18 protein-coding genes are annotated in these 18,028 nt (G+C 57.3%); 16 read left to right on the plus strand and 2 right to left on the minus strand.

What is annotated here, in order from left to right; genetic code table 11:
- Window positions 1-372: 372 nt before the first annotated feature.
- From DVA44_RS01435 to DVA44_RS01455, 5 genes are all read left to right on the plus strand, one after another.
- Window positions 373-546, plus strand: coding sequence for a PTS lactose/cellobiose transporter subunit IIA (locus tag DVA44_RS01435; protein ID WP_114385589.1), 174 nt, complete (start codon window positions 373-375; stop codon window positions 544-546).
- A complete protein-coding gene (locus DVA44_RS01440; RefSeq protein WP_114385590.1) occupies window positions 543-2,243 on the plus strand; it encodes a PTS transporter subunit EIIC in 1,701 nt (566 codons plus the stop codon). The genes DVA44_RS01435 and DVA44_RS01440 overlap by 4 nt, the downstream gene beginning before the upstream one ends.
- Window positions 2,244-2,252: 9 nt before the next feature.
- On the plus strand, window positions 2,253-3,287 hold the full coding sequence (locus tag DVA44_RS01445; protein WP_114385591.1) for an oxidoreductase: 1,035 nt from the start codon (window positions 2,253-2,255) through the stop codon (window positions 3,285-3,287).
- A 4-nt stretch (window positions 3,288-3,291) separates the two neighbouring features.
- Window positions 3,292-4,143 carry a hypothetical protein gene (locus DVA44_RS01450; RefSeq protein ID WP_114385592.1) on the plus strand — a complete coding sequence of 284 codons (852 nt, stop codon included), beginning with the start codon at window positions 3,292-3,294 and terminating at the stop codon, window positions 4,141-4,143.
- A 65-nt stretch (window positions 4,144-4,208) separates the two neighbouring features.
- Window positions 4,209-4,919 (plus strand): GntR family transcriptional regulator, encoded by a 711-nt coding sequence (locus DVA44_RS01455; RefSeq protein WP_114385593.1) that lies wholly within the window; start codon window positions 4,209-4,211, stop codon window positions 4,917-4,919.
- 9 nt (window positions 4,920-4,928) lie between these two features.
- On the opposite strand, the gene panM is transcribed toward DVA44_RS01455, so the two are convergent.
- Window positions 4,929-5,321, minus strand: coding sequence for an aspartate 1-decarboxylase autocleavage activator PanM (gene panM, locus DVA44_RS01460; RefSeq protein ID WP_103824769.1), 393 nt, complete (start codon window positions 5,319-5,321; stop codon window positions 4,929-4,931).
- A gap of 423 nt (window positions 5,322-5,744) precedes the next feature.
- Between panM and livK the strand changes: the two genes are divergently transcribed.
- The 10 genes from livK to ugpQ all read left to right on the plus strand — a co-directional run bounded on the left by livK (window position 5,745) and on the right by ugpQ (window position 15,780).
- Window positions 5,745-6,854, plus strand: coding sequence for a high-affinity branched-chain amino acid ABC transporter substrate-binding protein LivK (livK, locus tag DVA44_RS01465; protein ID WP_114385594.1), 1,110 nt, complete (start codon window positions 5,745-5,747; stop codon window positions 6,852-6,854).
- Window positions 6,855-6,901: 47 nt separating this feature from the next.
- Window positions 6,902-7,828: a high-affinity branched-chain amino acid ABC transporter permease LivH gene (gene livH, locus DVA44_RS01470; RefSeq protein WP_013099131.1), complete on the plus strand. Its 927-nt coding sequence runs from the start codon at window positions 6,902-6,904 to the stop codon at window positions 7,826-7,828.
- The gene (locus DVA44_RS01475) at window positions 7,825-9,102 is read left to right on the plus strand and encodes a high-affinity branched-chain amino acid ABC transporter permease LivM (RefSeq protein WP_114385595.1); all 1,278 of its coding nucleotides are present in this window, start codon (window positions 7,825-7,827) and stop codon (window positions 9,100-9,102) included. Before livH ends, DVA44_RS01475 begins: the two co-directional genes overlap by 4 nt.
- Window positions 9,099-9,866, plus strand: a complete 768-nt coding sequence (gene livG / locus DVA44_RS01480) for a high-affinity branched-chain amino acid ABC transporter ATP-binding protein LivG (protein WP_039032512.1) — start codon at window positions 9,099-9,101, stop codon at window positions 9,864-9,866. The genes DVA44_RS01475 and livG overlap by 4 nt, the downstream gene beginning before the upstream one ends.
- 1 nt (window position 9,867) lies before the next feature.
- Window positions 9,868-10,581, plus strand: a complete 714-nt coding sequence (gene livF, locus DVA44_RS01485) for a high-affinity branched-chain amino acid ABC transporter ATP-binding protein LivF (protein ID WP_103177352.1) — start codon at window positions 9,868-9,870, stop codon at window positions 10,579-10,581.
- A 245-nt stretch (window positions 10,582-10,826) separates the two neighbouring features.
- Window positions 10,827-12,143 (plus strand): sn-glycerol-3-phosphate ABC transporter substrate-binding protein UgpB, encoded by a 1,317-nt coding sequence (gene ugpB / locus DVA44_RS01490; RefSeq protein ID WP_114385596.1) that lies wholly within the window; start codon window positions 10,827-10,829, stop codon window positions 12,141-12,143.
- A 98-nt stretch (window positions 12,144-12,241) separates the two neighbouring features.
- Window positions 12,242-13,129: a sn-glycerol-3-phosphate ABC transporter permease UgpA gene (gene ugpA, locus DVA44_RS01495; RefSeq protein WP_114385597.1), complete on the plus strand. Its 888-nt coding sequence runs from the start codon at window positions 12,242-12,244 to the stop codon at window positions 13,127-13,129.
- Window positions 13,126-13,971 carry a sn-glycerol-3-phosphate ABC transporter permease UgpE gene (gene ugpE / locus DVA44_RS01500; RefSeq protein WP_114316496.1) on the plus strand — a complete coding sequence of 282 codons (846 nt, stop codon included), beginning with the start codon at window positions 13,126-13,128 and terminating at the stop codon, window positions 13,969-13,971. Before ugpA ends, ugpE begins: the two co-directional genes overlap by 4 nt.
- 1 nt (window position 13,972) lies before the next feature.
- Window positions 13,973-15,043: a sn-glycerol-3-phosphate import ATP-binding protein UgpC gene (locus DVA44_RS01505; RefSeq protein WP_103177348.1), complete on the plus strand. Its 1,071-nt coding sequence runs from the start codon at window positions 13,973-13,975 to the stop codon at window positions 15,041-15,043.
- Window positions 15,040-15,780 (plus strand): glycerophosphodiester phosphodiesterase, encoded by a 741-nt coding sequence (ugpQ, locus tag DVA44_RS01510; protein ID WP_114385598.1) that lies wholly within the window; start codon window positions 15,040-15,042, stop codon window positions 15,778-15,780. The genes DVA44_RS01505 and ugpQ overlap by 4 nt, the downstream gene beginning before the upstream one ends.
- On the opposite strand, the gene DVA44_RS01515 is transcribed toward ugpQ, so the two are convergent.
- The gene (locus tag DVA44_RS01515) at window positions 15,777-16,157 is read right to left on the minus strand and encodes a DUF2756 family protein (protein ID WP_114317172.1); all 381 of its coding nucleotides are present in this window, start codon (window positions 16,155-16,157) and stop codon (window positions 15,777-15,779) included. The genes ugpQ and DVA44_RS01515 overlap by 4 nt on opposite strands.
- A gap of 122 nt (window positions 16,158-16,279) precedes the next feature.
- On the opposite strand from DVA44_RS01515, the gene ggt reads away from it, so the two are divergent.
- Complete coding sequence (ggt, locus tag DVA44_RS01520) at window positions 16,280-18,025, plus strand: gamma-glutamyltransferase (RefSeq protein ID WP_168194445.1); 1,746 nt, start codon at window positions 16,280-16,282, stop codon at window positions 18,023-18,025.
- Window positions 18,026-18,028 lie beyond the last annotated feature (3 nt).

Raw genomic sequence — 18,028 nt, forward strand, 5'->3', positions numbered from 1 at the left:
TATCTTATTTTTTAAAACTATATAGTTTTATTATGGCGTCACTGCAGGGAAATGGTCACGTTTTAGATATGGATAACTTTTAATATTTATTTTGATACATACAGCTCGTTAATAGAACGCGATGTATATAACCTGCATCGCGACGGCAATGATTCCGACGACCGCTACGGCGTGCAATTGCGCTTTAAATATTATCTCTGCTAAAGCCTTATATTTGCCGCTTATTACGGCAATAAATAATTGCTGAGGATAATAGGCAATATCGCTTTGCCGATAGCGTTTGGATCGCCTGCGCCCAAATGGCATTTATCCGTGAATAACTTATTGCCGCTCTGCATAAAAACAGGGGTTTTGCATAAAGGGAGAATACCTATGCCAGAAAATTACGAAGGAATGATTATGGGGCTAATTACCCATGCCGGCAGCTGCAACAGCCTGGCTTTCGCTGCGCTTCAGGCGGCGAAACGACAGGATAATGATCAGGTGCAGCGTCTGTTAGCCGAGGCGAAAAAGGTCCACCAGAACAGAGCGGAAGGCACATCATGACGGTTTTAGATACGATTGCCGGTTTTTCGCAAAAACTGGCTGGCCAGGTGCATCTGCGCAGCCTGCGCGACAGCTTTATTATCGCTATCCCGTTTTTAGTGTTGGCCGGGCTTTTTATTATGGTCAACTACGTCTTTCTCGATACCAACGGCTTTATGCGCCACGTGCTCTCTGCCGACACCATGGTGCAGTGGCGGGGTATCGGCGAGCGGGCGCTCAACGGCACCATGAACATTTTGTCCATTATGCTGGCGGTGCTGGTGGCCTATTCGCTGGCCAGCAAGCGTAAGTTCGAAAGCCCGATCATTGCCGCGATGGTTTCGCTGGCCTGCTTTTTTGTGCTGATGCCGGTTACCGCCTCCGTTACCGCTGCCACCGGCGAGACGGTGAGTGTGACGGGCGTGGTGCCCTACGCGCAGACCAACGCGGGTGGGGTATTTCTGGCGATTCTGTGCGCCTTTCTCTCTACCAGCATTTTTCTGAAGATCTCCAGCTCCCCGGCGCTGCGGATCTCGCTGGGGGAGGAGGTGCCTCCTATGGTGCAGCAGTCGTTTAACGCCCTGTCTGCCATCATGATCACCGTGGCTTTCTTCTCCGTCGCCACCTTTGCCATTACCAGCCTGACGCATACCGAGCTGTTTGCGCTGATCCAGACCCTGGTGCAAAAGCCGCTGGTCCATCTGACCACCAGCCTGCCGGGCTTTATTACCTTAACCACCCTGACGAACTTGCTCTTTTCGCTGGGTATTCACCCCTCGGGTATTATCAACCCGGTGCTGGAGCCGCCGCTGCTGGTCGCCATGCAGGAGAACATGGCCGCCTTCGCCGCTGGCCTACAGCCGCCGCACATTATCGTGCTGCCGTTTCGCGACCTGTATGGTCACATGGGCGGAACGGGTTCAACGCTGGCGCTGCTGCTGGCGATCCTGCTGCGCAGCCGCATGAGCAGCCATAAAAAGTTCGCCAGAACGGTGATTGCTCCTGGAGTGTTTAATATCAACGAGCCGGTGATTTTTGGCCTGCCGGTGATCCTCAACCCGCTGATGATGATCCCGTTTATTTTCTACCCGCAGATAAACTTTATCATCGCCTATTACGCCACCGCCTGGGGCTGGGTATCGCATATTGTCGCCTACGTACCCTGGTCGGTACCGCCTTTGCTCTCCGGCTGGCTGGGATCGGGAGGCGATCTGCGCAACGTGGTGCTGCAAATTATCCTGATTGGCGTTGGGGTCGTGATTTACCTTCCCTTCCTGCTGGCCTATGAGCGCTCAATCAGCGCGAAAAAAGCGCAGCAGGTCATCGAGACCATCGCCACGACGCCGCCAACAGCCCCTGAGCCAGAACCGGCAATCGCGCAGCCGTTGCGCGAGGGCGAGGCCCACCCGCTGGACGATAAAACCATCGTGCTGATGTGTAACGAGGGCATGTCCACCTCGCTGGTGGCAAAAAAGATGCGGCAATATGCAGAGAGTATCCACTGTACCGCGTCGATTAGCGCCACCCATATCGGCAACCTCGAAGAAACCGTGCAAAAAGCTGACCTGATACTCCTCTCGCCGCAGCTTACCTATATGGAAAGCAACGTTCGGGAAACGGCAGGAAATCGCTGCCGCGTGGCGCGGGTTAACCCACAGCATTTTTCAAATATGAATGGTCAGGCGCTCATTGAGCATGCCGTCACGTTGTTAAAATAAGGAAGTTATATGATTAATTGCGCATTTATTGGCTTTGGTAAAAGTGCTACCCGCTACCATTTGCCCTACGTCCTGATCCGCAACGATAAATATCGTGTGAAAACGATTTACGATATTGTCGCTAAGCCGGAGATAGAGTCCCGGCCGCAATACCGCGGAATTACTTTTACCCGTGACGTTAACGAGATCCTTACGGATGACACCATCCGCCTGGTGGTTATCTGCACCCACCCGGACAGCCACTATTCCTGGGCAAAGGCCTGCATCGAGCACGGCAAAAACGTCATGGTCGAGAAGCCGTTTACTACCACGCTGGACGAGGCGAAGACGCTGCTGGCGCTGGCGAAGCAGCACGGCGTCACCGTCACGCCGTTTCAGAACCGCCGCTTCGACTCCTGTTTCCTGACCGTGCAGCAGGTGATTAAGAGCGGCCTGCTCGGGGATATCGTGGAAATTGAGAGCCACTTCGACTATTTCCGCCCCGAGGCGCAGCCGCAGGTTAACCACCCCTTCAACGGCGCATTTTATGGCCTTGGGATCCACACCCTCGACCAGATGCTGGCGCTGTTTGGCCGGCCGCGCCAGGTAGCCTATGACATCCGTAGCCTGCGGCTGAAGCAAAATCCCGACGATACCTTTGAAGCCCAGCTCTATTACGACGACCTGAAGGCGATCATTAAAACCAGCCATCTGGTGATGACGCCCTATCCGCGGTTTATTGTTCACGGCACCCGCGGCTCCTTTATTCAGATGCAGATCGACCGTCAGGAGAGTTACCTGAAGGAGAATATCATGCCGGACCACCCGGCATTTTGCGCCAATAACCAGCCGGGCATTATTGAATATCTGAATGAGGAGCAGCAGACGGTTAAGCGCGAGGTGCCTGCGGTGCGCGGCGATTATGGCCGGGTGTATGACGCACTCTACGACACCATAATGAACGGGGCCGCCAATTACGTCAGCGAGCAGGATATGTTGACCAACCTGGAAATACTTGAGGGCGGTTTTAGCCGCGCCACGCCTTTCGTTATCGATTTGGATTAATACTATGAAACGGATATTAAATTGCCGGGCGTCCGATTTTCAGCGCCAGCCTGATGCGGCGGCGTTAGTGGCGGCCATTCGCGCTTCTGAGGGGCGGGTCGTGCTCGCCGAAGTGGCGGCGGAATCACCGCCGCTCTACCCGGATGTCACCAATGCCGAGCTGGTGGCGGCGTTCGGTGCCGATATGGTTCTGCTCAAGGGATACAATACCGCCACCCATGCGGTTGCCGGAGCGCCCGTGGCGGGGGGAGTTGAGCAGGTCAAAGCCCTTACCGGCAGGCTGGTGGGCGTCAGCCTTGAGGTGACTCCCGAAAACGACGCCGATAACCCGCGTAGCCTGTCGCGGCACGCGCTTGAACAGGTGCAGGGGGCGGATTTCCTCTGCCTGACCGGCTACGACAAGCCGGGGGTGGATCGGCACAGCATGCTTCAGGCGATAAGCCTTGCGAAGGCGCACTTCCCCGGCTTTATCATGGTGGCGAAGTTCAGCGCCCGGGGGCTGATGGCGGCGGCGGAATATGCGGAGTACGCGACGGCGGGCGCCCACGCGGTGGTGATCCCCGCACCAGGAACCTGTCAGGGGAGCCGTGAAGGGGAGGTGAGCGCGATCGTTGATGCCGTACACCTGGCGGGCGCCCTGGCTATTACTACCATCAGCACCAGTCAGGAGGGGGCAGACGGCGCAACGGTGAGCCAGATTGGTCTTGCCAGCAAGCGCTGCGGCAGCGACATCCATAGCTTTGGGGATGCTGGCTGCGCGGGAATAGCCGACCCGGAAGCGATTTATCGCCTGTCGATTGCCGTACGCGGAAAAAGGCACACCTGGGTTCGGATGGCCTCATCTATAATGCGTTGAGATTTCTATCTGCCTGTATTTATAGTATAACAGGCCTATGTTTATAGGTCTGTATTGTGGTCAGAATGCCGAAGTATCTTGCTATATATAAAGAGATTAAAAAAAGAATACTTTCTGGCTACTACGCCCAGAATAGCCAGCTGCCGGAAGGAAAGAAATTCGCGCTGCTTTTTGATTGTAGCGAACTGACTATTACCAAGGCGCTGGATATTCTGGTTAAAGAGGGGCTGGTCGTCAGAAAAAGAGGTCTCGGCTCTTTTGTTAAATTACCGTTTAATACCTCGTCAATTAATAGCCATCTGAAGGGCACCAAAGCGCGCTGTGATGAATCAGGCGAGACAATAACAACGCGAGTAATTGCTTTTTCCGCCATTCCCGCCCCGACCGACGTGCAGGAAAAACTCCAGCTTGGCGGCGATGAGATGGTCTATTCGATCCTTCGCGTCAGGGTTATTAACGACGTGCCGGCCATTATCGAAAAAACATTTATGCCGGTGAACGTTATTCCTGGCCTCAACTATGCCAACGTGGCGGACTCCATATACAGCTATATTACCGACGCGCTGGGCTATCAGATCCACAGCAGCCACATGATGATCACCGCCTCCATAGCAGATGAGCAGCAAAGCCAGCTATTGCAGCTGGCAGAGCCGGAGGTGGTTATCCACGTTGAGCAGACCGCCTATTTAGATAACGGCAAGCTGTTTGAATACTCGGTCGCCACTCACCGCTATAACCGGTTTAAATTCGCCACCGAGTTTATTAAATACAATTAAGCCGCAGGCTTATTCCTGCCCGTGGTGGACCCATCCGTCCTGCTGCGCCACAAACCCCAGCGCCTGCATAAAGGCCGCCATCACGCCGCGGTCTTCGACGCCCACGTCCGCCATCCACCACGAGGCCACGCTCGGGTTATCGCGCATCACCTCTTCAACCAGATATTGCCCTACGCCGCGACGACGCGTGACTTCACGCACGCGCAGGGAGTCCAGCGCGCCTTCCGTCCCGCTCAGCGTGACGCGCACCGCGCCTAACAGCCGCTCGTTAAAGCGCGCAGCATAAATTCGATGGGTATCATCAACGGTGAGGGAGGCGGGGGAGTATTCCGGCCAGATTTTGCCAAGATCGATACGATCCTGGTCGCTAAAGGTCACCAGACGGACGATAGTCAGTTTCATTAGCAGCTTATCCACGTAAAAAAAGTACAGGCAGTGTACTCAATTTATCCTGCTGACGGCTTCTCCTTTTTCAATCCATTCTTTAGGTGATTACTTTTTTGGCAGCCAAATGTACAGCCAGAAAACGCAGGGATCGAAAAATAAGCAGAATATTAACCTAAAAGGCAGCGTTTTATTCCGCTCTTTGTACCGTTATTTTATGCTGCAAACTCTACTTTTAGTTGTTTATCTCTGCCTGATTTCAGAATATTATCTTTGCTTAATCACCTGAAATATAGAGATTTTACTCTGATTTTTGTGAAAAAACTGTGCTAAACCATTAAAGGCAATAGCAAAAGTTGCGTTGTTTAATAAAAGTACAGAATGCTTTTTAACCATAATAAAACAAAATATATACATCACGTCACGAATGGGGATTCACCAATGAAAAGGAACGCGAAAACATTGATCGCGGGAATGGTTGCACTGGCAGTTTCGCAGGCGGCCATGGCGGAGGATATTAAAGTTGCGGTGGTAGGTGCATTGTCCGGTCCGGTTGCCCAGTGGGGTGATATGGAGTTCAACGGCGCGCGCCAGGCAATTAAAGACATCAACGCCAAAGGCGGCATAAAAGGCGACAAACTGGTCGGTGTGGAATATGACGATGCCTGCGACCCGAAACAAGCCGTGGCCGTTGCCAACAAAATTGTGAACGATGGTATTCAGTATGTGATTGGCCATCTCTGCTCTTCCTCCACCCAGCCTGCCTCCGATATCTACGAGGATGAAGGCATTCTGATGATCACGCCGGGCGCCACTAATCCTGAACTGACCCAGCGCGGCTATCAGTACATCATGCGTACCGCAGGGCTCGACTCTTCACAGGGGCCGACCGCGGCGAAGTACATTCTTGAGAGCGTGAAGCCGCAGCGTATCGCCATCATCCATGATAAGCAGCAGTACGGCGAAGGGCTGGCCCGCTCTGTACAGGATGGCCTGAAAAAAGGCGGTGCCAACGTGGTCTTCTTTGACGGCATCACCGCAGGCGAAAAAGACTTCTCCGCACTGCTGGCGCGTCTGCAAAAAGAGAACATCGATTTCGTCTACTACGGTGGGTACTACCCGGAAATGGGGCAGATGCTGCGCCAGGCGCGCGCTATCGGTCTGAAAACCCAGTTTATGGGGCCGGAAGGGGTAGGTAACGCCTCCCTGTCGAACATTGCAGGCGATGCGGGCGAAGGCATGCTGGTGACGATGCCAAAACGCTATGACCAGGATCCGGCGAACAGCGCTATCGTTAGCGCTCTGAAAGCCGAGAAGAAAGACGCGAGTGGTCCGTACGTCTGGATCACCTATGCCGCCGTACAGTCTCTGGCTACCGCCATGGATCGTACCGGCAGCAAAGCGCCGCAGGATCTGATTAAAGATTTAAAAGCACACGGGGCTAACACCGTGATTGGGCCGCTGAACTGGGATGAGAAAGGCGATCTGAAGGGATTTGAGTTTGGTGTCTTTAAGTGGCACGCCGACGGTTCATCCTCGGCCGCCAAATAATTATCCCACCGCCCGGCAGGACCGGGCGGGAATAGAAAGGTTACCTTATGTCCGAGCAGTTTCTCTATTTTCTGCAGCAGATGTTTAACGGCGTCACGCTGGGAAGCACCTATGCACTGATCGCCATCGGTTACACGATGGTGTACGGCATTATCGGCATGATCAACTTCGCCCACGGCGAGGTGTACATGATCGGCAGCTATGTCTCCTTTATGATTATCGCCGCGCTGATGATGATGGGCATCGACAGCAGCTGGCTGCTGGTGGCCGCCGGATTTGTCGGGGCGATTGTCATTGCCAGCGCCTACGGCTGGAGTATCGAACGGGTGGCCTATCGCCCGGTACGTAGCTCCAAGCGTCTGATTGCGCTGATCTCCGCGATTGGTATGTCCATCTTCCTGCAAAACTACGTCAGCCTCACCGAAGGGTCGCGCGACGTAGCGCTGCCAAGCCTTTTTAACGGCCAGTGGATTGTCGGTGCCAGCGAGAACTTCTCCGCCTCCATCACCACCATGCAGCTGGTGATCTGGGTTGTGACCTTTATTGCGATGCTGGCCCTGACGCTGTTTATCCGCTACTCCCGCATGGGTCGCGCCTGCCGCGCCTGTGCCGAAGACCTGAAAATGGCGAGCCTGCTCGGAATCAACACCGACCGCGTGATTGCCCTGACCTTCGTGATTGGTGCGGCGATGGCGGCGGTGGCCGGTGTTCTGCTCGGCCAGTTCTACGGCGTTATCAACCCGTACATCGGCTTTATGGCCGGGATGAAAGCCTTCACCGCGGCGGTACTGGGCGGTATCGGCAGTATTCCGGGCGCGATGATAGGCGGCCTGATCCTGGGCGTGGCCGAAGCGCTCTCCTCGGCCTATCTGAGTACCGAATATAAAGATGTGGTGTCGTTTGCCCTGCTGATTCTGGTTCTGCTGGTCATGCCTACCGGTATTCTGGGTCGTCCGGAGGTAGAGAAAGTATGAAACCGATGCATTTTGCTATGGCACTGCTCTCTGCGGCGATGTTCTTCGTGCTGGCGGCGGTCTTTATGGGCGTTCAGCTGGAGCTGAGCGGCACTAAGCTGGTGGTGGATTCCGCGTCGGATATCCGCTGGCAGTGGGTCTTTGTTGGCACCGCGGTGGTCTTCTTCTTCCAGCTGCTGCGTCCGGTTTTCCAGAAGACGTTGAAAAGCGTCTCCGGGCCGAAGTTTGTCCTGCCAGCTATCGACGGCTCAACCGTCAAACAGAAGCTGTTCCTTGTGGCGCTGCTGGTGGCGGCCGTGGCGTGGCCGTTAGTGGTCTCACGCGGCACGGTGGATATCGCCACCCTGACCATGATTTATGTGATCCTCGGCCTCGGTCTGAACGTGGTGGTGGGGCTTTCCGGCCTGCTGGTATTGGGCTACGGCGGTTTCTACGCCATCGGCGCTTACACCTTCGCCCTGCTGAACCACTATTACGGCCTCGGCTTCTGGACCTGTCTGCCGCTGGCGGGGCTGGTCTCTGCTGCCGCCGGTTTCCTGCTTGGCTTCCCGGTGCTGCGCCTGCGCGGTGACTATCTGGCGATTGTGACCTTGGGCTTCGGCGAAATCGTCCGTATCCTGCTGCTCAATAATACCGAAGTAACCGGCGGCCCGAACGGTATCAGCCAGATCCCGAAACCGACCTTCTTCGGCCTGGAGTTCAGCCGTTCCGCCCGTGAAGGCGGCTGGGACACCTTCAGCAACTTCTTCGGCGTGAAGTACGACCCGTCCGACCGCGTGATCTGGCTCTATCTGGTGGCGCTGCTGCTGGTGGTGCTCACCCTGTTCGTGATTAACCGTCTGCTGCGTATGCCGCTGGGGCGTGCATGGGAAGCGCTGCGTGAAGATGAGATCGCCTGCCGCTCCCTGGGCCTGAACCCGACCCGCATCAAGCTGACTGCCTTTACCATCAGCGCCGCGTTTGCCGGTTTTGCCGGAACGCTGTTTGCCGCGCGTCAGGGCTTCGTCAGTCCGGAATCGTTCACCTTTGCGGAATCCGCCTTCGTGCTGGCGATTGTGGTGCTGGGCGGGATGGGCTCGCAGTTCGCGGTGATTCTCGCAGCCATCCTGCTGGTGGTCTCCCGTGAGCTGATGCGCGACTTTAACGAATACAGCATGCTGATGCTGGGTGGTTTGATGGTGCTGATGATGATCTGGCGTCCGCAGGGTCTGCTGCCGATGACCCGTCCGCAGCTGAAGCTGAAGAACGGGCAGACAAAAGGAGAGCAGGCATGAGTCAGCCATTATTATCCGTTAACGGCCTGATGATGCGTTTTGGCGGCCTGCTGGCGGTCAACAATGTCTCTTTGGATCTGCATCAAAAAGAGATTGTGTCGCTGATCGGCCCGAACGGTGCCGGTAAGACCACGGTCTTTAACTGCCTGACCGGTTTCTACAAGCCGACGGGCGGCACCATCATGCTGCGCGACCAGCACCTGGAAGGGCTGCCGGGCCAGCAGATTGCCCGCATGGGCGTGGTGCGTACCTTCCAGCACGTGCGTCTGTTCCGCGAGATGACGGTGATTGAAAACCTGCTGGTAGCCCAGCATCAGCAGTTAAAAACCGGGCTCTTCTCCGGCCTGCTGAAAACCCCGGCGTTTCGCCGTGCCCAGGACGAAGCATTAGATCGCGCCGCCACCTGGCTCGATCGTATCGGCCTGCTCCAGCATGCTAACCGCCAGGCAAGCAACCTCGCTTACGGCGATCAGCGTCGTCTGGAGATTATCCGCTGCATGGTAACCCAGCCGGAGATCCTGATGCTCGATGAACCGGCGGCAGGGCTTAATCCGAAAGAGACCAAAGAGCTGGATGAGTTGATTGTCGAGCTGCGTAACCATCACGACACCACCATCCTGCTGATTGAGCATGATATGAAGCTGGTGATGGGCATTTCGGATCGTATTTACGTGGTGAACCAGGGGACGCCGCTGGCGAACGGCACGCCGGAAGAGATCCGCAACAACCCGGACGTGATCCGCGCTTACCTGGGTGAGGCATAAGATGGAAAAAGCGATGTTATCTTTTGACAAGGTTAATGCCCACTACGGCAAGATCCAGGCCCTGCACGACGTCAGTCTGCACATCAATCAGGGCGAAATCGTCACCCTGATTGGTGCCAACGGCGCGGGGAAAACCACCCTGCTCGGCACCCTGTGCGGCGACCCGCGCGCCACCAGCGGGCGTATCGTCTTTGACGGTAAAGACATCACCGACTGGCAGACCGCAAAAATCATGCGTGAAGCGGTGGCGATTGTTCCGGAAGGACGGCGCGTCTTCTCCCGCATGACGGTAGAAGAGAACCTGGCGATGGGTGGCTTCTTTGCCGAGCGCGAACAGTTCCAGACCCGCATCAAGCGCGTGTATGACCTCTTCCCGCGCCTGTTTGAACGCCGTATTCAGCGGGCGGGCACCATGTCCGGCGGGGAACAGCAGATGCTGGCGATTGGTCGCGCGCTGATGAGCCAGCCGCGCCTGCTGCTGCTCGACGAACCCTCGCTCGGGCTGGCGCCAATCATCATTCAGCAGATCTTCGACACCATCGAGCAGTTGCGCAGCGAAGGGATGACCATCTTCCTCGTGGAGCAGAACGCCAACCAGGCGCTGAAGCTCGCGGATCGCGGCTACGTGCTGGAGAACGGTCGGGTAGTGCTTGAGGATACCGGCGATGCCCTGCTGGCGAACGAGGCGGTGCGGAGCGCGTATTTAGGCGGCTGAGCCGTCTGTATTGCCCGGTGGCGCTTACGCTTACCGGGCCTACGGGATCGAGTAGGCCGGGTAAGGCGAAGCCGCCACCCGGCTTTTTTTACATATACCCCTTCACACAATCATCATCCCCCTGACGCCCTGTTGTCATATCTCTGTAAACAAACGGTTATTTTTCTGTAATTCGAGCATGTCATGTTACCTCGCGAGCACAAAACGCGTGATATCGCGCATCCGGCACAATAAGAGAGATGACAATGACATCGTTACGACACACAGCTTTGGGTCTGGCAATGGGTCTGGCTTTTGCGGCTAACGCAATGGCCGTCACCACTATTCCGTTCTGGCATTCCATGGAAGGGGAGTTGGGTAAAGAGGTTGACTCCCTGGCGCAGCGTTTCAACGACAGCCACCCGGATTATAAAATTGTGCCGGTGTACAAAGGCAACTATGAGCAGAGCCTGAGCGCGGGCATTGCCGCGTTCCGTACCGGTAACGCCCCGGCGCTGCTGCAGGTCTATGAGGTGGGCACGGCCACCATGATGGCCTCCAAAGCCATCAAGCCGGTCTATGAGGTGTTTAAAGAGGCGGGCATTAACTTCGATGAATCGCAGTTCGTGCCAACCGTGGCGGGCTATTACACCGATTCTAAATCCGGTCATCTGCTCTCCCAGCCGTTTAACAGCTCCACCCCGGTGCTGTACTACAACAAAGACGCCTTTAAGAAAGCCGGTTTAGATCCAGAGCAGCCGCCGAAAACCTGGCAGGATCTGGCGGAGTACACCGCCAAACTGAAAGCGGCCGGCATGAAGTGCGGCTACGCCAGCGGCTGGCAGGGCTGGATCCAGATCGAGAACTTCAGCGCCTGGCACGGCCAGCCGGTAGCCACCGAGAACAACGGTTTCAACGGCACCAACGCGGTGCTGGAATTCAACAAGCCGGAGCAGGTGAAGCACATTGCCCTGCTTGCCGATCTGAACAAGAAGGGCGATTTCAGCTACTTCGGACGTAAAGACGAATCCACCGAGAAGTTCTACAGCGGCGACTGCGCCATCACCACCGCTTCGTCCGGCTCGCTGGCGGATATCCGTCACTACGCTAAATTCAACTACGGCGTGGGGATGATGCCATACGACGCCGACTCGAAAGGCGCGCCGCAGAACGCCATTATCGGCGGGGCCAGCCTGTGGGTGATGCAGGGTAAAGATAAGGACACCTACAAGGGCGTGGCGGAGTTCCTCGACTTCCTGGCGAAGCCGGAAAACGCCGCCGAATGGCACCAGAAGACCGGCTACCTGCCGATCACCAAAGCCGCCTATGACCTGACCCGCGAACAGGGCTTCTATGACAAGAACCCAGGGGCAGACATCGCCACGCGTCAGATGCTGAACAAGCCACCGTTGCCGTACACCAAAGGGCTGCGTCTGGGCAACATGCCGCAGATCCGTACCGTCGTGGATGAAGAGCTGGAAAGCGTCTGGACCGGCAAGAAAACCCCTCAGCAGGCGCTGGATGCGGCAGTCGAGCGCGGAAACCAGCTGCTGCGCCGCTTCGAGCAGTCGACCAAATCGTAATGTGAAATGCCCGGTGACGCGTAGCGATCCGGGCCTGGAAGACCGTAGGCCGGGTAAGGCGTAGCCGCCACCCGGCGCTGTTCAGGAACACAACCCTCATGTCCTCATCCCGTCCGGTGTTTCGCTCCCGTTGGCTGCCGTACCTGCTGGTCGCACCGCAACTGGTCATCACCGTTATCTTCTTTATCTGGCCTGCGGGCGAAGCGCTGTGGTACTCGGTGCAGAGCGTCGATCCGTTCGGGCTCTCCAGCCAGTTTGTTGGCCTGGATAACTTCGCCGCCCTGTGGCACGACAGCTACTACATCGACGCCTTCTGGACGACGATCAAATTCAGCGCCCTGGTGACGGTGAGCGGTCTTCTCGCCTCGCTCTTCTTTGCCGCGCTGGTGGATTACGTGGTGCGCGGCAGCCGCTTGTATCAGACGTTGATGCTGCTGCCTTACGCCGTGGCTCCTGCCGTCGCCGCGGTGCTGTGGATCTTTCTATTTAACCCCGGGCGCGGGCTCATCACCCATTTTCTGGCAGAGTTAGGCTATGACTGGAACCACGCCCAGCACAGCGGCCAGGCGATGTTCCTGGTGGTTTTCGCCTCGGTGTGGAAGCAGATCAGCTACAACTTCCTCTTCTTCTTCGCCGCGCTGCAGTCCATTCCGCGTTCGCTGGTAGAAGCCGCCGCGATTGACGGCGCAGGCCCGATCCGCCGCTTCTTCCGGCTATCGCTGCCGCTGATCGCCCCGGTGAGTTTTTTCCTGCTGGTGGTCAACCTGGTCTACGCCTTCTTCGACACCTTCCCGGTGATCGACGCCGCCACCGCAGGCGGCCCGGTGCAGGCCACCACCACGCTGATCTATAAGATCTACCGCGAAGGCTTTGCCGGTCTGGATCTCTCGGCCTCTGCCGCCCAGTCGGTGGTGCTGATGTTCCTCGTCATCATCCTCACGGTGGTGCAGTTCCGCTATGTTGAAAGTAAGGTGCGCTACCAATGATTGAGAACCGTCGCGGGCTGACGATTTTCAGCCATACCATGCTGATCCTGGGGATCGTCGTTATCCTGTTCCCGCTGTATGTCGCCTTTGTCGCCGCCACGCTGGACAGAAACGCCATATTTGAAACCCCAATGACCCTGGTTCCAGGTTCGCATCTCTTCGAGAACATGGCGACCATCTGGACCCAGGGCGTGGGGGTCAACAGCGCCCCGTTCTGGCTGATGATGCTGAACAGCTTCATCATGGCATTCGGCATTACCGTGGGCAAAATCACGGTGTCGATGCTCTCGGCGTTTGCCATCGTTTGGTTCCGCTTTCCGCTGCGTAACCTCTTCTTCTGGATGATCTTCATCACCTTGATGCTGCCGGTGGAGGTGCGTATCTTCCCGACGGTAGAGGTGATCGCCAACCTCGGGATGCTCGACAGCTATGCGGGCTTAACCCTGCCGCTGATGGCCTCGGCCACCGCCACCTTCCTGTTCCGCCAGTTCTTTATGACCCTGCCGGACGAGCTGATTGAGGCCGCGCGGATCGACGGCGCCTCGCCGATGCGCTTTTTCCGCGACATCGTGCTGCCGCTGTCGAGAACCAACCTCGCGGCGCTCTTTGTCATCACCTTTATCTACGGCTGGAACCAGTACCTGTGGCCGCTGCTGATTATCCAGGACGTTAATCTCGGCACCGCCGTGGCGGGCATCAAAGGCATGATCGCCACCGGCGAAGGCACCACTCTCTGGAACCAGGTGATGGCGGCGATGCTGCTTACCCTTATCCCCCCGGTCGTTATCGTTTTAGCCATGCAGCGCGCGTTCGTGCGTGGTTTAGTGGACAGTGAGAAATAAGATGGCAGGTTTAAAATTACAGGCAGTGACCAAAAGCTGGGACGGCAAAACCCAGGTGATTCAGCCGCTGACCCTCGACGTGGCGGACGGCGAATTTATCGTGATGGTTGGCCCGTCGGGCTGCGGCAAATCCACCCTGCTGCGCATGGTGGCGGGGCTCGAGCGCGTCACCTCGGGCGATATCTGGATTGACCGCCAGCGCGTGACCGAGATGGAGCCCAAAGATCGCGGCATCGCGATGGTGTTTCAGAACTACGCCCTCTATCCGCACATGAGCGTGGAAGAGAACATGGCCTGGGGGCTAAAAATTCGTGGGATGGGCAAAAGCCACATCGACGAGCGCGTCAAAGAGGCGGCGCGCATTCTGGAGCTGGACGGCCTGCTGAAGCGCCGCCCGCGCGAGCTCTCCGGCGGCCAGCGCCAGCGCGTGGCGATGGGTCGCGCCATTGTGCGTGACCCGGCGGTGTTCCTGTTCGATGAACCGCTCTCCAACCTTGATGCCAAGCTGCGCGTGCAGATGCGCCTTGAGCTGCAGCAGCTGCACCGACGACTGAACACCACCTCTCTGTACGTTACCCACGATCAGGTGGAGGCGATGACCCTCGCCCAGCGGGTGATGGTGATGAACAAAGGTGTGGCCGAGCAGATTGGCACCCCGGTGGAGGTGTATGAAAAGCCCGCCAGCCGCTTTGTGGCGAGCTTTATCGGCAGCCCGGCGATGAACCTGCTGGAAGGGCGCATCAGCACCGCGGGCACCCATTTCGAACTGGAGAGCGGCATGGCGCTGCCGATCAACTGGTACTATCGCGGCTACGCCGGGCGTAAGATGACCCTGGGTATCCGCCCGGAACATATTGCGCTAAGCTCGCAGGCGGAAGGCGGCGTACCGCTGGTGATGGACACCCTGGAGATGCTGGGGGCCGATAACCTGGCGCACGGACGCTGGGGCGAGCAGAAGCTGGTGGTGCGTATGTCGCACGAGGAGCGCCCGAAAGCGGGCAGCACGCTATGGCTGCATCTGCCGGAAAATCATCTGCACTTATTTGATGGTGAAACAGGACAACGCATATGAGTAACTGGCCTTATCCCCGCATCGTCGCCCACCGGGGCGGCGGTAAACTGGCACCGGAAAACACGCTGGCGGCCATCGACGTTGGCGCGCGTTACGGTCATACCATGATCGAGTTCGATGCCAAGCTGTCGAAAGACGGGGAGATCTTCCTCCTGCATGACGATAACCTTGAGCGCACCAGCAACGGCTGGGGCGTGGCGGGTGATCTGCCGTGGCGCGATCTGCTGAAGGTGGATGCCGGAAGCTGGTTTAGCGGCGAGTTTAAAGGCGAACCGCTGCCACTGCTGACTGAGGTGGCCGACCGCTGCCGTCAACACGGGATGATGGCCAATATCGAAATTAAACCGACCACCGGCACCGGGCCGCTCACCGGCAAGGTGATTGCGCTGGCGGCGCGTGAGTTGTGGGCAGAAATGACTCCACCGCTGCTGTCGTCGTTTGAGATTGACGCGCTGGAAGCCGCGCAGGCTGCTGCGCCTGAATTGCCGCGTGGGTTATTGCTGGATGCCTGGCGTGATGACTGGCGCGAGCTGACCAGTCGACTGGAGTGCGTATCCATCCACCTGAACCATCGCCTGCTGGATGAAGCGCGGGTAAGCATACTGAAAAACGCCGGATTACATATCCTGGTTTACACCGTCAATCAGCCCCAGCGAGCAGCGGAACTGCTGCGCTGGGGCGTGGATTGTATCTGTACCGATGCGATTGCCCTTATCGGCCCGGACTTTCAGCCCTAAGGCTTATTGAGCATGTCGCCATTCTGCCGCTGCGGCAGCATATGTTGCTGCTGCACGCCGCCGGAGTCGACACTGCCGCCGCTGAGCATCCCGCCGCTGGTATTAGGCAGAACCTGCACCCCCGGCTGGCTCTGCTGAATCCGCTGGGTGTTGTTATCCATCTGCGTTTGCAGGTGCTGCTGCTGAACGCGGGTTTGCGTTTGCAGTTGCTGGTTTAGCATCCCTGTTTGCTGTTGCTGCTGCATCATCATCTGATTTTGCATTCGCTGCTGGCTGGGGTTCTGATAGCCCGGCTGATTGGGGTTATTCAGGGTGTTGATAGGCTGCGCGAATACGGTAAACGGCAGTAACGCCGCCACAAGAATGAGACGTTTCATGGTCATTCCCTCCATCTGAAGCCTTCTGTAAGTTTATCTCGAATCCGCCATTACGATGATTTTTTAAGAGTTATGAACCAGGCTTAAGCGGGAGCATGAGTCCCTGTACCTGGAGAATAAGAATGATGAAACCAACGTTTTTACGCTGGGTGGCGATTGCTGCCCTGACGGCAGGCGGTACGTTTTGCGTGGCAGCGAATCCGCCGGCGGCACCGCCGGTCTCCTATGGTGTGGAAGAGGATGTGTTCCATCCCGTGCGGGCGCAGAAAGGGATGGTCTCCTCAGTGGATGCCCTCGCGACCCAGGTGGGGGTGGATATTCTCAAACAGGGCGGTAATGCGGTGGATGCGGCGGTGGCGGTGGGCTATGCGCTGGCGGTGACCCACCCGCAGGCGGGCAACCTCGGCGGTGGCGGCTTTATGATGCTGCGTACCAAAGATGGCACCACCACGGCGATCGACTTCCGCGAAATGGCGCCGAACCAGGCCACGCGGGATATGTTCCTTGATGACCAGGGCAATGCCGACAGTAAAAAATCGCTTACCTCCCATCTGGCGACCGGTACGCCGGGCACCGTTGCGGGCTTCTCGCTGGCGCTGGATAAATATGGCACCCTGCCGCTGAACAAGGTGGTGCAACCCGCCATCAAACTGGCGCGGGACGGCTTTGAGGTCAACGACGCGCTGGCCGACGACCTGAAAACCTACGGCAGCGAAGTGATCCCCAACCATGAGAACAGCAAAGCGATCTTCTGGAAGGAGGGCGAGCCGCTGAAGAAGGGCGATAAGCTGGTTCAGACGAACCTCGCCAAAAGCCTGGAGATGATCGCGGAGAACGGCCCGGACGCCTTCTATAAAGGGGCGATTGCCGACCAGATTGCCGAAGAGATGAGTAAGAACGGCGGGCTGATCACCAAAGCTGATCTCGCGGAGTACAAGGCGGTGGAGCGCACGCCGATTAGCGGCGACTACCGCGGGTATCAGGTCTACTCCATGCCGCCTCCGTCCTCCGGCGGGATCCACATCGTGCAGATCCTCAACATCCTCGAAAACTTCGATCTGCATAAGTTTGGTTTCGGCAGTGCAGACACATTGCAGGTGATGGCCGAGGCGGAAAAATATGCCTACGCCGACCGCTCGGAGTATCTGGGCGACCCGGATTTCGTTAAGGTGCCGTGGCAGGCGCTGACCAATAAAGCCTACGCCAAATCCCTGGCCGATCAGATCGATATCAACAAGGCCAGACCGTCGAGCGAGATCCGCCCCGGTAAGCTGGCGCCGTATGAAAGCAACCAGACCACCCACTTCTCGGTGGTGGATAAAGATGGTAACGCAGTGGCGGTGACCTATACCCTCAACACCACCTTTGGTACCGGGATCGTGGCGGGCAACAGCGGCATTCTGCTCAACAACGAGATGGATGACTTCTCCGCCAAACCGGGCGTGCCGAACGTCTACGGGCTGGTGGGCGGGGATGCCAACGCCGTAGGGCCGAAGAAGCGTCCGCTGTCGTCAATGTCGCCGACGATTGTGGTGAAAGATGGCAAAACCTGGCTGGTGACCGGCAGCCCGGGCGGCAGCCGGATTATCACCACCGTACTGCAGATGGTAGTCAACAGCATCGATTTCGGGATGAACGTGGCCGAGGCGACCAACGCCCCGCGCTTCCATCACCAGTGGCTGCCGGATGAGCTGCGGGTGGAGAAGGGCTTCAGCCCGGATACGCTGAAACTGCTGGAGCAGCGCGGACAAAAAGTGGCGGTGAAAGAGGCGATGGGTAGCACCCAGAGCATTATGGTCGGGCCGGACGGCGCACTGTACGGGGCATCGGATCCGCGCTCGCCAGGGGATTTGACGGCCGGGTATTAAACG

It is taken from the genome of Leclercia sp. W17 (assembly GCF_003336325.1).
GTDB lineage: Bacteria > Pseudomonadota > Gammaproteobacteria > Enterobacterales > Enterobacteriaceae > Enterobacter.

What these genes read in the sequence shown, in the direction of transcription:
- DVA44_RS01435 (WP_114385589.1), top strand. Translation starts at nt 373, where the DNA reads ATGCCAGAAAATTACGAAGGAATGATTATGGGGCTAATTACCCATGCC.
- DVA44_RS01440 (WP_114385590.1), top strand. Translation starts at nt 543, where the DNA reads ATGACGGTTTTAGATACGATTGCCGGTTTTTCGCAAAAACTGGCTGGC.
- DVA44_RS01445 (WP_114385591.1), top strand. Translation starts at nt 2,253, where the DNA reads ATGATTAATTGCGCATTTATTGGCTTTGGTAAAAGTGCTACCCGCTAC.
- DVA44_RS01450 (WP_114385592.1), top strand. Translation starts at nt 3,292, where the DNA reads ATGAAACGGATATTAAATTGCCGGGCGTCCGATTTTCAGCGCCAGCCT.
- DVA44_RS01455 (WP_114385593.1), top strand. Translation starts at nt 4,209, where the DNA reads ATGCCGAAGTATCTTGCTATATATAAAGAGATTAAAAAAAGAATACTT.
- panM (WP_103824769.1), bottom strand. Translation starts at nt 5,321, where the DNA reads ATGAAACTGACTATCGTCCGTCTGGTGACCTTTAGCGACCAGGATCGT.
- livK (WP_114385594.1), top strand. Translation starts at nt 5,745, where the DNA reads ATGAAAAGGAACGCGAAAACATTGATCGCGGGAATGGTTGCACTGGCA.
- livH (WP_013099131.1), top strand. Translation starts at nt 6,902, where the DNA reads ATGTCCGAGCAGTTTCTCTATTTTCTGCAGCAGATGTTTAACGGCGTC.
- DVA44_RS01475 (WP_114385595.1), top strand. Translation starts at nt 7,825, where the DNA reads ATGAAACCGATGCATTTTGCTATGGCACTGCTCTCTGCGGCGATGTTC.
- livG (WP_039032512.1), top strand. Translation starts at nt 9,099, where the DNA reads ATGAGTCAGCCATTATTATCCGTTAACGGCCTGATGATGCGTTTTGGC.
- livF (WP_103177352.1), top strand. Translation starts at nt 9,868, where the DNA reads ATGGAAAAAGCGATGTTATCTTTTGACAAGGTTAATGCCCACTACGGC.
- ugpB (WP_114385596.1), top strand. Translation starts at nt 10,827, where the DNA reads ATGACATCGTTACGACACACAGCTTTGGGTCTGGCAATGGGTCTGGCT.
- ugpA (WP_114385597.1), top strand. Translation starts at nt 12,242, where the DNA reads ATGTCCTCATCCCGTCCGGTGTTTCGCTCCCGTTGGCTGCCGTACCTG.
- ugpE (WP_114316496.1), top strand. Translation starts at nt 13,126, where the DNA reads ATGATTGAGAACCGTCGCGGGCTGACGATTTTCAGCCATACCATGCTG.
- DVA44_RS01505 (WP_103177348.1), top strand. Translation starts at nt 13,973, where the DNA reads ATGGCAGGTTTAAAATTACAGGCAGTGACCAAAAGCTGGGACGGCAAA.
- ugpQ (WP_114385598.1), top strand. Translation starts at nt 15,040, where the DNA reads ATGAGTAACTGGCCTTATCCCCGCATCGTCGCCCACCGGGGCGGCGGT.
- DVA44_RS01515 (WP_114317172.1), bottom strand. Translation starts at nt 16,157, where the DNA reads ATGAAACGTCTCATTCTTGTGGCGGCGTTACTGCCGTTTACCGTATTC.
- ggt (WP_168194445.1), top strand. Translation starts at nt 16,280, where the DNA reads ATGATGAAACCAACGTTTTTACGCTGGGTGGCGATTGCTGCCCTGACG.